12 protein-coding genes and 2 pseudogenes are annotated in these 12785 nt (G+C 51.4%); 5 read left to right on the top strand and 9 right to left on the bottom strand.

All coding sequences use genetic code 11. From position 1 onward, the window contains the following. Positions 1–338: 338 nt before the first annotated feature. The 4 genes from S7335_RS20425 to S7335_RS29555 form a co-directional block, all read right to left on the bottom strand. Complete coding sequence (locus S7335_RS20425) at positions 339–749, bottom strand: hypothetical protein (protein WP_157620599.1); 411 nt, start codon at positions 747–749, stop codon at positions 339–341. A gap of 349 nt (positions 750–1098) precedes the next feature. Continuing rightward, complete coding sequence (gene istB / locus S7335_RS20420; protein ID WP_083785156.1) at positions 1099–1911, bottom strand: IS21-like element helper ATPase IstB; 813 nt, start codon at positions 1909–1911, stop codon at positions 1099–1101. Next, positions 1826–2548: a hypothetical protein gene (locus tag S7335_RS29560; protein ID WP_071777033.1), complete on the bottom strand. Its 723-nt coding sequence runs from the start codon at positions 2546–2548 to the stop codon at positions 1826–1828. Before S7335_RS29560 ends, istB begins: the two co-directional genes overlap by 86 nt. A 54-nt stretch (positions 2549–2602) precedes the next feature. After that, positions 2603–3397, bottom strand: a complete 795-nt coding sequence (locus S7335_RS29555; protein WP_006458193.1) for a DDE-type integrase/transposase/recombinase — start codon at positions 3395–3397, stop codon at positions 2603–2605. 188 nt (positions 3398–3585) lie between these two features. On the opposite strand from S7335_RS29555, the pseudogene S7335_RS28970 reads away from it, so the two are divergent. After that, positions 3586–3717, top strand: a pseudogene (locus tag S7335_RS28970) (IS982 family transposase); the annotation flags it as partial. A 143-nt stretch (positions 3718–3860) separates the two neighbouring features. Here the strand turns inward: S7335_RS28970 and S7335_RS20410 are convergent. After that, positions 3861–4202 carry a DUF5615 family PIN-like protein gene (locus S7335_RS20410; protein ID WP_006458298.1) on the bottom strand — a complete coding sequence of 114 codons (342 nt, stop codon included), beginning with the start codon at positions 4200–4202 and terminating at the stop codon, positions 3861–3863. Further along, positions 4199–4432: a DUF433 domain-containing protein gene (locus tag S7335_RS20405; RefSeq protein ID WP_038019613.1), complete on the bottom strand. Its 234-nt coding sequence runs from the start codon at positions 4430–4432 to the stop codon at positions 4199–4201. The genes S7335_RS20410 and S7335_RS20405 overlap by 4 nt, the downstream gene beginning before the upstream one ends. A gap of 197 nt (positions 4433–4629) precedes the next feature. On the opposite strand from S7335_RS20405, the pseudogene S7335_RS20400 reads away from it, so the two are divergent. Beyond that, positions 4630–5450, top strand: a pseudogene (locus S7335_RS20400) (IS1 family transposase). A 213-nt stretch (positions 5451–5663) separates the two neighbouring features. Here the strand turns inward: S7335_RS20400 and S7335_RS20395 are convergent. Together S7335_RS20395 and S7335_RS28025 are read right to left on the bottom strand one after the other, a co-directional pair. After that, positions 5664–6164, bottom strand: coding sequence for a DUF3368 domain-containing protein (locus tag S7335_RS20395; protein ID WP_006458039.1), 501 nt, complete (start codon positions 6162–6164; stop codon positions 5664–5666). Then, complete coding sequence (locus S7335_RS28025) at positions 6161–6280, bottom strand: UPF0175 family protein (protein WP_006458346.1); 120 nt, start codon at positions 6278–6280, stop codon at positions 6161–6163. Before S7335_RS28025 ends, S7335_RS20395 begins: the two co-directional genes overlap by 4 nt. An 89-nt stretch (positions 6281–6369) precedes the next feature. Between S7335_RS28025 and S7335_RS20390 the strand changes: the two genes are divergently transcribed. Both S7335_RS20390 and S7335_RS20385 read left to right on the top strand, forming a co-directional pair. Further along, on the top strand, positions 6370–10314 hold the full coding sequence (locus S7335_RS20390; protein WP_006457754.1) for an Ig-like domain-containing protein: 3945 nt from the start codon (positions 6370–6372) through the stop codon (positions 10312–10314). Between the two features lie 103 nt (positions 10315–10417). Beyond that, positions 10418–11398 carry a tyrosine-type recombinase/integrase gene (locus S7335_RS20385; protein ID WP_006458341.1) on the top strand — a complete coding sequence of 327 codons (981 nt, stop codon included), beginning with the start codon at positions 10418–10420 and terminating at the stop codon, positions 11396–11398. Between the two features lie 361 nt (positions 11399–11759). Here S7335_RS20385 and S7335_RS28535 read toward each other — a convergent pair whose 3' ends face one another. Beyond that, on the bottom strand, positions 11760–11957 hold the full coding sequence (locus tag S7335_RS28535; protein WP_198011487.1) for a hypothetical protein: 198 nt from the start codon (positions 11955–11957) through the stop codon (positions 11760–11762). 12 nt (positions 11958–11969) lie between these two features. Here S7335_RS28535 and S7335_RS20375 point away from each other — a divergent pair, with 12 nt between their 5' ends. After that, positions 11970–12719: an IS6 family transposase gene (locus S7335_RS20375; RefSeq protein WP_006457764.1), complete on the top strand. Its 750-nt coding sequence runs from the start codon at positions 11970–11972 to the stop codon at positions 12717–12719. The last annotated feature ends 66 nt before the right edge of the window (positions 12720–12785 follow it).

The raw sequence follows: 12785 nt of genomic DNA, 5'->3' as shown, positions 1-12785 counted from the left end.
GACCGCCACAACAGGCGGCGTCAATACTGACTGTACAGCTCTAGGCTTCAGAACAGGCTTATAAACTTCAACCGTTATAACGCAGATAATCGCAATCAACAGCACCCATTGTAGTGATCGCGCCACACTCTATACCCTTGCTGTCTCAAGATGTTTACAGAACTTGTCTCTGAGTAAGAGGGTAGTGCCTATCGCTACGATTTGTAGATGCGTTTTTATCAGTTCACGCTCTCAACCAGCACGGTAATCTTATGTAACTTAAGCCTACTTATCTAAAAGCTCCTGAGTTACATAAGATTACTGCAACTCGCTTGAGTGGGTAGTCGAACGAGTCGTGCTTATGACTTCGCTGACAGATTAGGTAGTGCTACCAGCTGCGGGCTGCGATAGCGTAGATAGGCCACATCTGTAAGTACCTTCCGGTCGTTTTTCCTTAGGTGGTTGTACTCTGCTTTGAGCTGAGGTCGAGCCAGGATCAGCGACTTCAGCGTAGCGACTTCAACCCCAAAGAGTTCACCTTTGCCAACGACCTGACTGTAGGTTATTGGATCGTGCGCTAAGTCCCAGAGAATATCACCGCCCTCAACGAACTCGAATTGCTGGCCACAGGCCGTGTAGGTGTTCGCAAAAAGTGGCTCGTACAAGTGCTCAGGTTTGCCATACGGGCAGTCGAACCCGTCCCAGGCTCGTCTCACCTCAGCCGAGTAACGCTTCCTCCCCGACTTCCCTAGCAGTATGCAGTCGTTCATAGAAACGATAGTGACGATACAGCGAGTACCGTTTTCGTTGACGTACTCACCTGCGACCGCCGAGCGGATAGCGGGACAGCGTGTTGTTATTGAATACCTTGAACAGACGTTTAATCTCGCGTTCTACCTGTGGCTGTTTAGGCAGTATTAAATGTCAAGTGACATAGGCGAGTAGACGACAGGAGGTTGTCGAGTTGGTGCCGCGAGTAAGCGCCTGTCAAGACTCACAATGAGACGACAGTAAGCGATCTAAATGACAGATGGCGATCTGAACGACAGATGGCGATCTAAATGACAGTCGGTGATTACTTTTAAGCTATCGAGGTCTATAAGTGTTTTTTGGCGTCAATTAGTTCTGATTGCGAGCAGCGGCTTGTTGCTGCCGATAACTCTCAGCTTTAATCTCGAAAATGACCGCGTGATGCACCAATCGGTCAACGGCCGCGACCGTCATCATCGAGTCAGGGAAAATGCTGTCCCATTTGCTAAACGGCTGATTGGCCGTGATGAGTAGGCTCTTGCGCTCATAGCGATGAGCAATCAGCTCGAAGAAAACAGAGGTTTCGGCCTCAGACTTTTGCACATAGCCCAAGTCGTCGAGAACAAGCAGGTCAAAGCGGTCAAGTTTCTTCAGTCTGGACTGTAGCAACAGTTGTTGTTTATCTTGCTGAAGCTGTTGGACTAGCTCCAGTGCATTGAAGAACTTCACGCGCCGTCCGGCCTCTAGCATGGCTTGCGACAACCCAAGAGCTAAGTGCGTTTTTCCCACCCCGCTCGCCCCGAAAAGTAAGCAATTGGTGGCACTATCAAGCCAGCTATCGTCATCAGCTAACTGCATCAAGGGCGCTGGATTGAAGCTCGGGCAGTGCTCGAACTCAAAGCTGGTTAAACTTTTTACGGCGGGCAGTTGCGCTTCCTTTTTTGCTCTTTTTAGCCGCATTTGGTTTCTTCTGTCTGCCTCTTGTTGGCACAAGCTGAGTAAAAATTGTGCGTAAGACCATTGTTGCTGTAAAGCCTGGCTCTCGGTAGCTTCCCAGTGGGTAAGTATGTTGGTGAGCTTGAGTTGTTTGAGCAGACTACTCAGCTCTTGATATGGGCTGACTGTCGTTGCTTTCTGTGGTGTCGCTACTGTTGTCGTCTGCGCTGCTGAGGAGTTGGTCATAGCTATCGAGCGAATGTTGTTGCGTTTCTATCGGTGGTAAGGCGGCTACTGAGCTAGGGATGAACTGTTGCTGTAGACGTCTCAGCGTCAACTGCTGCTGTGCCAGCGCTTTGTTCATGTAGTCTGCAACGGCCTGTTCCTGGTCATAGGTGGCGGCGATGTAGAGCGCTTCGACCATCAGCACAGCCGCCTGGTCGCGCTCGAACTGCGCCTTCAATTGCTGCCAAAGCTGACGAAACTCAGCGGTCGGCAACAAGTCGCTTTGCCACTTGCAAAAGATGAAGGCACGTGGCTTCTTTCTCAGTCCGCCTATCAGATGCCGATAGTCGATACAACGCCCGCGTCGCTGTCCTTTACCACTAGCCCGCATTCGGGTGAGTTCAAATACCTGCTGCCGGGCAAAGTAGCCGACTAGACGGTCATGATAGAGATGAATTTCGATGCGCTGACCTATCAGCCTGGACGGTACGCTGTAGAGAATGCAGCGCACGTCTATCGTGCTATGACAGCTCACCTTAGCGCTGAGAATCTCGTAGTCGGCTACTCGACGTTTGGGCAGCGATTGCAGCACCGCTTTCTCGGCTTCATACTTGTCCTGGCACTGTCGGTTCAGTCCAGCAGCAGCTTGGTCTATCACCGCTTGGTAGTCGGCAATACTGGCAAAGTCGCTGCTGCCGCGCAGGTAGATGGCCTACTTGATCCGGTTCTTTAGATGACCGTGTGGACTTTCGACTGAACCATTTTCATTCGCTTTGCCCTTGTTGTTTCTCGTCGGCACCATCCGGTAGTGCTCGCACAAGTCATCGTAGAACCGCGTTAGTTCCTTGGTGCGATGTCCACCCGAATTACGGTAGGCCGCGCTTAGGCTGTCAGTGCGATGCTCCTTCAGTGCCCCACCGCTAGCTGCTAGCGCATTCTGCAACCTTTCGGATAGGGCTACGAAGCTCTCACCACCCTGAATAATTTGCGCATATTGCCAGCGGTAGGACCCCGCGTCGCTTTGCGGCGCTAGGGAATGCCTACCAAGACAACCGCTGTAGGCCAAACGGTAGTGGTAGATCAGGTGCTCGAACGGCTCGCCGCCAATGGTGATCTCCATTCCCTTTAGTTTGGTGAAGTCCGAGAGTCTCATCACCCCTGGTTCGTGACGTAGCATGAACATCACTTCTGGCTCTGGCCCGTGCAGCGCTTTCCACTCTCGCACTCGGCGCTGCAACGTCCGCAGTACTTGCGGATACTCGCCCGGATACTGCTCTTGCAGATACTCGAATAACGTGGTTGGCTTTAGTCTTGGTTCCCGGCACAGTATCGGTTCTAGTTCTCGCTTCCAGACCTCTGCTAAAGGGTCTCGGCGCTGCGGCGCTGCAATCGTAACGCCCCGGTTGGAACGGTGGCGATCTGCATCAATCCGTTGGCCCGTGCGCTCTGATATTTTAGCTATCGTCGGCGATGCCGACTGGGTCAGCCCCAGCTTCCTCGCGTTCATATAGGCTCTCTTCTGGTATAAGTGAATGGCTTTGGGCACAGAACATAGCTCTCTTTCGTAGGAGATCTACCTGTGTCTTTTTCTTGGCTTTTCGGCAAGTTGCCGTTGCTAGTCGGTCTCACTTCGCTCTAACCGAACACGACAACCCGGTTTTACAACCCGCCTATGTCACTGTCGCCTAATACTCACAGATTGAGCATTCTCGTCATCGCAGTCCCGTCAACTGTTGGGCGAATATCATCTGTGGCCTGATTGCTTATTGCCATCAACCGAAAAAGCCTACACTCCATATGGAGTGGGAACTGCTCCCTGCGGCTTAACCCGAACTCACGTTAGTTACATAAGAAAAAGAGAGCGCTTCAGATTATCGAGCAGCGATGAGCCAACGGATCGAGAGCTAGCGGTTGCTCACAGGGTTGAGTACGATTGCATAGACCGAGCAGGTAGCATCTACTCAATGAGTTTATGTGTTGTCGCTAATCTCTACGATCGTTTCTCCTTGTTGCAGCTCTTTCAATGCATCAGGCAGAGTGTTTAGAAGCAACCGTTTCAGGTTGCGATTTGTGACGTTCCCACAGGTCAGCCATAAAATCTGAGGCGGGGGCCCTAGACGGCAGACTAAATCAATGAAGTCACTATCTTTCGTCAAGATGACAACGCTCTCAGCTCTTGCCGCTTCAAAGATCTCGATGTCTTGTGCGTCTCTAAGCAACAGTTCTCTTAAGGCAAAAGCTTCCAAACTAAATCGAGCCTTCAGCCAATTAGCTAGAATTGGAGGTAGCTGAGCGTCGATCCAAATTTTCATGCGGTCAGTCTAGGAAAGTCGGTGCGTTTGGCTGCAAAGAGTAAGCACGCTTGAATGTCTGCTAGTTCTAAGTCTGGGAAATCCTCTAAAATCTCAGTTGTGTTGACGTTCTCAGCTAGCATTTCAAGGATGTCGGTGACCCGAATTCTCATGCCTCGAATGCAAGGACGACCGCCGCACTGACCAGGCGTTTGAGTGATACGAGTTAGTAAGTTGTTCGTTGAATTCATAATCATATTAGTGAGGTGAGCTTTTTGCTATAAGCTTACTTAGCTTTCTTGTGGGATGAGCGTTTCTTTTTCTTCTTTGTGACTTCAAGTTTTTCGCGTTCGGTACGGATGCGCTCTAAGAGGGTGGTAGCGGGTTCGTCGTTGAGGGTAGTCCTAAAAGGATAAAATTAAGACGATGCTGCTATCCACTCTGGCTCATCGTAGACCACAAGCCGACCTGTCCTGCTTGTCACTCAAAGCAAGTGGTTAAGAACGGTAAAATTCACACCGGGAAGCAGAACCATAAATGCCGAGACTGTGGCCGTCGTCTTGGTGCGCATTCCCTAGCGCCGCAAAGCGACGCGGGGTCGCACCGCAGTTTGTTGAAGACCCTCAACAAAAACGGATTAGTGATGCCACTAAAGCCCTGATTGATGACCTCTTGCTAGAGCGGCTATCGATGGCTGGCATTGCCAGAGTAGCGAAGGTTTCAGAGCCCTGGCTGCAGCAGTATGCGAGCGAGGAATACGCCGATGTGCCCCGTCAGGCAAAGACAAGCCCCAAAAAAGGGCCGCTAACACTGGAGTGCGATGAAGCGTGGTCGTTTGTTGGCAGCAAAAGCAATAAACAGTGGATCTGGTTAGCGATTAATCGAGATACTCGAGAGACCATCGGCATGCATATTGGTGGTCGTAACCGTGAGGGTGCGCGTTCTCTTTGGGCCTGCTTACCACCTGTCTATCGTCAGTGCGCCGTTTGCTACACTGACTTTTGGGAGCGGTGCGACCCCGCGTCGCTTTGCGGCGCTAGGGAACGCGCACCAAGACAAGCGTATGAAATCGTTTTGCCGAGTAAGCGACATCGTGCAGTTAGCAAGAACAGCGGTCAAACCAACCATATCGAGCGATTCAACTGTACGTTGAGACAACGAGTTTCAAGGCTCGTCAGGAAGTCACTATCGTTTTCCAAGAAATTAGAGAACCATATCGGCGCTATCTGGTACTTTATTCATCACTACAATACCTCCTTACTGCTTTAGGACTACCGTCGTTGAGGTCTTGGGGGATGAGTTTGCCTCGGAAGGCTTTAGCGAGGATGGATTGATCGAGTTGTCTGCAGTCGGTTGAGATATCTTCTAATTCGGACTCAAAATACCTTGTATACTTTTTGTGTTCTCTCAGTATTCTGAGAATCACCTCTTGTTCATCTTTGGGAGGTGTCGTTAGAGTAAAAGATGACCTCGCAGTTCGATCTACTCAGTCTCCTCTCCCGAAGCGACCATAACCTCTCTGTAGAGCTGACTGCTGATCCGAAACCCAGCCTTACGAATTAATGCGTCTACAGTTGGACGAACTACACCAACCAGTCCCTGCTTTTTTGCTGCTAACAAAATACCTAGCATTCCAGTAATAGAAAGGCCCAAACGACTTGCTTCGCATCTACCTAAACGCTCATCAATCAACAGCGCATCTGCATCTAACCCCAGCGCCAGTGCGATCGCCTCCGACTCACCCTTATCCAACTTATGAACCGCTTGTAGCTCATCTATTAGACGGTAATTTGTCGAAGGCTGAATTTCTAACCAGCTTAGCGTTAGCAATTGAGAAATTTTCGGCTCGTCTTGACCGCCGCGTCTAGGTCCACACGCTACCGCCTCTGGAATTACTATCTGCCCATACAAAGCTTGTAGCAAAGAGAGCTTGCCAACGATGGCTAACCCGCTGAGCGCAGACGTATCGCTGACAACGATCAAAGTAGTCCTTGCACCTTTAGTTGCTCGATATCTTCTTTAAACTCAGCCACATCGTAGTGAACACAGATGCCTCGATCTGCAATCAGACGCTGAAAGCGAATCTGTGACATATCCATATGATTGCTGCTGCCTACGCCACTTACTGATTTAAACTGGCAGCGGGTAGAGATAACTGAGCGACCTATTGATCGAGGAACCTAGGCCCATGAGTTTTGACGCAGTATTTAATCTAGCCGACCTCGATGGCACCAACGGCTTTGTCATCAACGGTATTGCCTTAGGTTACAGCTCTGGCAATACAGTCAGTAGTGGGGGCGATGTCAACGGCGATGGCTTCGATGACTTGATTATCGGCGTACCCGATGTCGGCGCGAGCTTTGTGGTATTTGGGGCCGAGGATAGCTTCGCGCCTAGTCTAGAGCTCTCAGCCCTTGATGGCAGCAACGGCTTTGTTATCAACGGTATTGGAGGCTCTTCAGTCAGCAGTGGGGGCGATGTCAACGGCGACGGCGTTGATGACCTAATCATCGGCGCGCCCGGTGCCACCTCGAATGGAAAACGTAGGGTCGGTGAAAGCTATGTAGTGTTTGGTTCTGAAGGTGGCTTCGCGCCTAGTCTAGAGCTCTCAGCCCTCGATGGTAGTAACGGCTTTGTTCTCAATGGCATCGATGACGGTGACAGCTCCGGCTCTTCAGTTAGTAGTGCGGGTGATGTCAACGGCGATGGCTTCGATGACCTGATTATTGGCGCACCCGGTGCCGACCCGAATGGAAACAATAGGGCTGGCGAGAGCTATGTAGTGTTTGGTTCTGAAGGTGGCTTCGCGCCTAGTCTAGAGCTCTCAGCCCTCGATGGTAGCAACGGCTTTGTTCTCAATGGTATCGGTGCCTTTAATAGCTCCGGCCGTTCAGTCAGTAGTGCGGGTGACGTTAATGGTGATGGCTTAGATGACCTGATTATCGGTGCATCCTCCGGTAACACTTATGTTGGCGAGAGCTATGTAGTGTTTGGTTCTGAAGAGGGCTTCGCGCCTAGTCTAGAGCTCTCAGCCCTCGATGGCAGTAACGGTTTTGTTCTCAATGGCATCGATGACGGTGACGCATCTGGCCGTTCAGTCAGTAGTGCGGGTGATGTCAACGGTGATGGCATCGATGACCTAGTTATCGGCGCGCCCAACGCCGACCCGAATGAGATCCGTAGTGCTGGCGAGAGCTATGTGGTGTTTGGGTTTGAGGGCGGCTTTGCGCCCAGTCTGGAACTCTCAGCCCTCGATGGCAGCAACGGCTTTGTTATCGAAGGTATTGATAGAGATGACCGTTCCGGCAGTTCAGTCAGTAGTGCGGGTGATGTCAACGGCGATGGCTTCGATGACCTGACTATTGGTGCAGGCTATGCCGGCGAGAGCTATGTGGTGTTCGGGGCTGAAGGCGGCTTTGCGCCTCGCCTAGAGCTTTCGGCTCTCGATGACAGCAATGGCTTTGTGATCAGCGGTATTTATGCAAGTGACCGCTTCGACTATTCAGTCAGTGATGCGGGGGACGTCAACGGCGATGGCTTCGATGACCTGATTATTGGCGTAAGCTATTCCGACCCATATGGAATCTACAATGCTAGCGCGAGCTATGTTATCTTCGGTCAGCTGGCTAGGCCCGCACCATCAGCAGCGGATGATATCGTCACCACTGATGAAGATAGTCCTATTAGTGGCAACGTCTTAGACAACGACAGCGATGTTGATAGCAATTCTCTCATGGTCACTGCCGTTAACGGCGCGGCAGCCAATGTGGGCGGTGAGATTACCCTGTTTTCTGGAGCGCTACTTACCCTGAACGCAGACGGTAGCTTCGTCTATGATCCGAACGGTCAGTTTGAAGCTCTTAGCGATGGCGAGACCGATAGTGATCGCTTCATCTACACCTTCAGTGACGGTACAGTAACAGGCAGAGCCACTGTCACAGTGACTATCGATGGCAACATAGGATTTAACGCAGCATTGAATCTAGCCGACCTCGATGGTAGCAATGGTTTTGTGATCAACGGCATTGATGACTTTGACCTCTCCGGCCGTTCAGTCAGTAGTGCGGGCGATGTTAATGGCGATGGCTTTGATGACCTCATCATCGGCGCACCCAATGCCGACCCGGATGGAAAACTTGATGCTGGCGAGAGCTATGTGGTGTTTGGTGCTGCGGATGGCTTTACCCCTAGTCTGGAGCTTTCGGCGCTTGATGGCAACAACGGCTTCGTGATTAACGGCATAGATGCATATGATATCTCTAGCTATTCAGTTAGTAGTGCGGGCGATGTCAACGGCGATGGCTTCGATGACCTGATTATCGGCGCACGTTTTGCCGATCCAAATGGAAACACTAATGCCGGCGAGAGCTATGTAGTGTTTGGTGCTGCGGATGGCTTTACTCCTAGTCTGGAGCTTTCGGCGCTTGATGGCAACAACGGCTTCGTGATTAACGGCATCGATGCATATGATATCTCCGGCCGTTCAGTCAGTAGTGCGGGCGATGTTAATGGCGATGGCTTCGATGACCTCATCATCGGCGCACTCCTGGCCGACCCGAATGGAAGACTTGATGCTGGCGAGAGCTATGTAGTGTTTGGCGCTGCGAGCGGCTTTGCACCTAGTCTGGAGCTTTCGGCCCTTGATGGTAGCAATGGTTTTGTGATCAACGGCATCGATGACGGTGACTACTCCGGCCGTTCAGTCAGTAGTGTGGGCGATGTCAACGGTGATGGCTTTGATGACCTCATTATCGGCGCACCCGATGCCGATCCGAATGGAAGATTTTTTGCTGGCGAGAGCTATGTGGTGTTTGGGGCCGGGGACGGCTTTGCACCTAGTCTGGAGCTTTCGGCCCTCGATGGCAGCAACGGCTTTGTCATCGACGGTATTGATGACGGTGACTACTCTGACCGTTCAATCAGTAGTGCAGGCGATGTCAACGGCGATGGCTTTGATGACCTGATTATCGGCGCAGACTATGCCGACCCAAATGGAAACATTAGTGCTGGCGAGAGCTATGTGGTGTTTGGCGCTGCGAGCGGCTTTGCACCTAGTCTGGAGCTTTCGGCCCTCGATGGTAGCAATGGTTTTGTTATCAACGGCATCGATGACGGTGACTACTCTGACCGTTCAGTCAGTAGTGCGGGCGATGTCAACGGCGACGGCTTCGATGACCTCATTATCGGCGCACCCGATGCCGATCCGAATGGAAGATTTTTTGCTGGCGAGAGCTATGTGGTGTTTGGGGCCGGGGACGGCTTTGCATCTAGTCTGGAGCTTTCGACTCTCGATGGTAGCAACGGCTTTACTATCAATGGTATCGATAGAAGTGACGCATCTGGCCGTTCAGTCAGTAGTGTGGGCGATGTCAATGGCGATGGCTTCGATGACCTCATTATCGGCGCACCCAATGCCGACCCGAATGGAAACACTGCTGCCGGCGAGAGCTATGTCATTTTTGGTCAGGCGTCTAAGACCGATGGTTCTCCCGCCAATACCCGCTTCGGTACCAGCGGTAACGATGCGCTCATTGGCGATGTTTTGGCCAATAGCATTGATGCACTTGGAGGTGATGATACCGTTGCTGGCAAAGCGGGTAACGACATTCTCTTCGGAGGAGATGGCGACGACATCCTTCGAGGTGACGCAAACAGCCGCAAGCCTCAGGATAATGAAGGCGGTGGCGATGACATCATCTTTGGCGGTAACGGCAGCGATCGCATCGGCGGGAAAGCAGGCAATGATATCCTCATTGGCGACGCCGGTAATGACTTCATCTGGGGCGATGATGGTGATGACATCCTCTTCGGTGGCACTGGCAACGATACGCTAGTTGGCGATAACTTCTCCGATGGCAGCGGCAGCGATCTGTTCGTCTTCGGCGCTGGCGACGGCACCGACACTCTCCTCGACTTTGAAGTCGACATCGACCGCATTGGTCTGGTAGAGGGTGAACTCACCTTTGCTGAGCTGGCCATCTCTCAAGACAGCGGCAGTACCGTACTAGGCGTAGTGAGTACAAGCGAGACTATTGCTATTCTCAACGGCGTTCAGGCATCGAGTCTGAGCGAGAGTAGTTTTGCCGTAGTTACAGATGTCTCGAATCTAGAGGAAGCCATGGCTTTTATCTAGCTATGCCTGTTGAAGTTGAACATGCTATGCATTTGACGGGTGTATTGATAGGCGATCGCGCACAGTGACATAGCGAACTAGAAATATAGGGAGTGGTTTTTCGATGCTTCGTGAGGTTCCTCAGCCTAAATTCATCGAGGTCGGTCAGCCCGCGGTGCCGCCGTCCGCGCCGCCAGCTGACTTGAACTGGCAGCGGGTAGAAGAGTTCTTGCGGGTGCGTGAGCTGGCTGAGAACACGCGCAAAGTATACGAGCGGCAGCTGCGGCAGTTTTATGAGTGGGTGAAAAAGCCCTGGCAGCAGGTGACTCACCGCGATATCGACCGCTATAAGCAGCATCTGAAGGCGCTACCGAGTAAGCGGGGTGGTTCGCTGTCGCCTGCGACTATCAATCAGTCGATTAACTCGCTGAAGAGCTTCTTCAAGTGGCTGACGGTGAAAGACTATATTTCACGCAATCCTACACTAACCATTGAGCAGTTGAAGGACGCACCGAAGCCACCGAAGGACTTAGATGAAGCTGAGGTCGATGCGCTGTTCGATGGACTGAACTACAGAGGGGAGTCTGAGGTTCGAGACCTTGCTATCTTGCAGCTACTCAGTCATGGGCTTAGGGCTGGCGAGGTGAGTGCGCTCAATATTGAAGACTACGATGGAAAACGAGTCCATGTACTAGGTGCGAAGTGGGGTAGTGACGGTAAGGTGCCTTTGAAGCCGGAGGCGATCATGGCTTTAGATAGCTACTTAGGCTGGCTGGTAAGACAGGGCATGGCCACGACGCCTGAGTCTCCTTTATTGGTTAGCTTGTCTAGGAACAGCAGAGGCAAGCGACTGGGTTATCGTGGCATCTATGACTTGGTTAAGGAGTTGGCTGCGGCTAGTGAGCTGGAAGATGTTCATCCCCATCGTCTCAGGCATACCTGTGCAACGTCTTTGGTGGCGCAGGGAATGGATAGTATTTTGGCGAAGCGGTTGGTCAGGATTAAGTCAGATCGCGTCTTTGCTCGGTATAGCGATCACGCCCTCGATATGAAGATGGAAGAAGCCTTTGATGAACTGTATGGACAATCGCAAGATAGCCGATGACCCCACCTTGATGTCTTATCTACAATTATAGAAAGGAGCTTGAATAGCTATGAATACAAGGAAAGTTGGACTAGCGGGGGCATACGCGCAAAAAGTTACGGTTATGAGTTGAGAGACTGAAATCGGACTAGATTACTTTCCATTGGTGTCCTGGAACCCCTAATTTTCCGCTCAATAACTTTTCTGAAAGCCATAAAAATCAAAGATTAGTTGTTGTACGGAGCAAACAGCCAAATCAATAAGAGCCTTGAAAATTCTCTGTACACAAAGGTTTCAAGCGGAACCGTAACTTCCTGGCCAAATGCCTCCGCTGGTCCTATTGATGCTGACGTGGCATACAGGCTTAGCATCGCCACTAAAACTACTGCTGAAAGCTGGTTGGATATGCAGCAAGCATACGACCTTTGGCAAGCTGAACAGACGATACTGTCAGCCCTGAGTAGCCAAAATAAAGGATTCGGCCAGCTGATAGGCTAGGTGCGATCAGCTCTACCTCTACCTCATGGATTGTCCGCATTGCCACTCGCCTCATATCTCGCAGCTCCAGCGCAAAACCCATCTAGGCTATACCATGTTTCGCTGCAAACGCTGTCGCCGGACGTTCAATCAGCGCACAGATACGCCATTTAATTTTGTGGAAGTCCCAACAGACATTATCTTCCAGGTGTTGCTCTGCCGCGTCCGCTATAAGCTCAGCTATCGGGATGTGGCTGAGTTCTTTTTGCTTAGAGGCTTTCAGTTTACCCACGAAACTGCAAGGGATTGGGAGGAACGTTTCCTACCTCATTTTACAGAGCAGATTAGAACAAAGCGAAAGGGCAAAGTCGGCAAATTATGGATGATTGACGAGACTTACGTGAAAGTCTGTGGGCAGTGGTGCTACCTCTACCGAGGCATTGATGAAGATGGCAATCTGGTAGACGTTCGCCTTAGCAAAACTCGCGACATGGCTGGCACCAAAGCCTTCTTTGCTCAAGCCATCGATCTGCACGAGGACGCTCCTGACAAGGTCGCGACCGATGGCTTAGCATCTTACCCACGGGCGATTGAAGAAGACTTAGGTGAGAAAGTTCAGCATGAAGTCCGCCCCTGCACAGCCAATCCAGTTGAACAAAGTCATCGGCGCATCAAACGCCGCTATTATCCAACCCTGGGGTTCGGTGAGTTTGAGGCTGCGCAGAGATTTTGCAGAGCAGTCGATGAAGTTGGCAACTTCCTGAGGCCTCGTAGCCGAATGGCAGAATTCGTGTGCCTTGGCGATCGCAGAGCGCAGTTACTGAAGGGAGTTGAAGAATTGGAAGATCTGTTCCAAGCTTCCTAAACAGAAATAGGGGTAGGTGCGATCACACTACTGATGAGCAGGTGAATTGTGGCTACTCAGTCCTGA

The sequence above is a fragment of the Synechococcus sp. PCC 7335 genome (assembly GCF_000155595.1).
Classification (GTDB): Bacteria; Cyanobacteriota; Cyanobacteriia; order Phormidesmidales; family Phormidesmidaceae; genus Phormidesmis.
The sequence above is the reverse complement of the archived record's forward strand: the minus strand, read 5'-3'. Positions and strand labels throughout refer to the sequence as shown.

Coding starts and splice junctions, on each gene's coding strand:
- S7335_RS28535 (WP_198011487.1), bottom strand. CDS start 11,957: ATGGGTTTTGCGCTGGAGCTGCGAGATATGAGGCGAGTGGCAATGCGG.
- S7335_RS20375 (WP_006457764.1), top strand. CDS start 11,970: ATGTTTCGCTGCAAACGCTGTCGCCGGACGTTCAATCAGCGCACAGAT.
- S7335_RS28025 (WP_006458346.1), bottom strand. CDS start 6,280: ATGGATATGTCACAGATTCGCTTTCAGCGTCTGATTGCAGATCGAGGC.
- S7335_RS29555 (WP_006458193.1), bottom strand. CDS start 3,397: ATGAACGCGAGGAAGCTGGGGCTGACCCAGTCGGCATCGCCGACGATA.
- S7335_RS20385 (WP_006458341.1), top strand. CDS start 10,418: ATGCTTCGTGAGGTTCCTCAGCCTAAATTCATCGAGGTCGGTCAGCCC.
- S7335_RS20405 (WP_038019613.1), bottom strand. CDS start 4,432: ATGAATTCAACGAACAACTTACTAACTCGTATCACTCAAACGCCTGGT.
- S7335_RS20425 (WP_157620599.1), bottom strand. CDS start 749: ATGAACGACTGCATACTGCTAGGGAAGTCGGGGAGGAAGCGTTACTCG.
- S7335_RS20410 (WP_006458298.1), bottom strand. CDS start 4,202: ATGAAAATTTGGATCGACGCTCAGCTACCTCCAATTCTAGCTAATTGG.
- S7335_RS20390 (WP_006457754.1), top strand. CDS start 6,370: ATGAGTTTTGACGCAGTATTTAATCTAGCCGACCTCGATGGCACCAAC.
- istB (WP_083785156.1), bottom strand. CDS start 1,911: ATGACCAACTCCTCAGCAGCGCAGACGACAACAGTAGCGACACCACAG.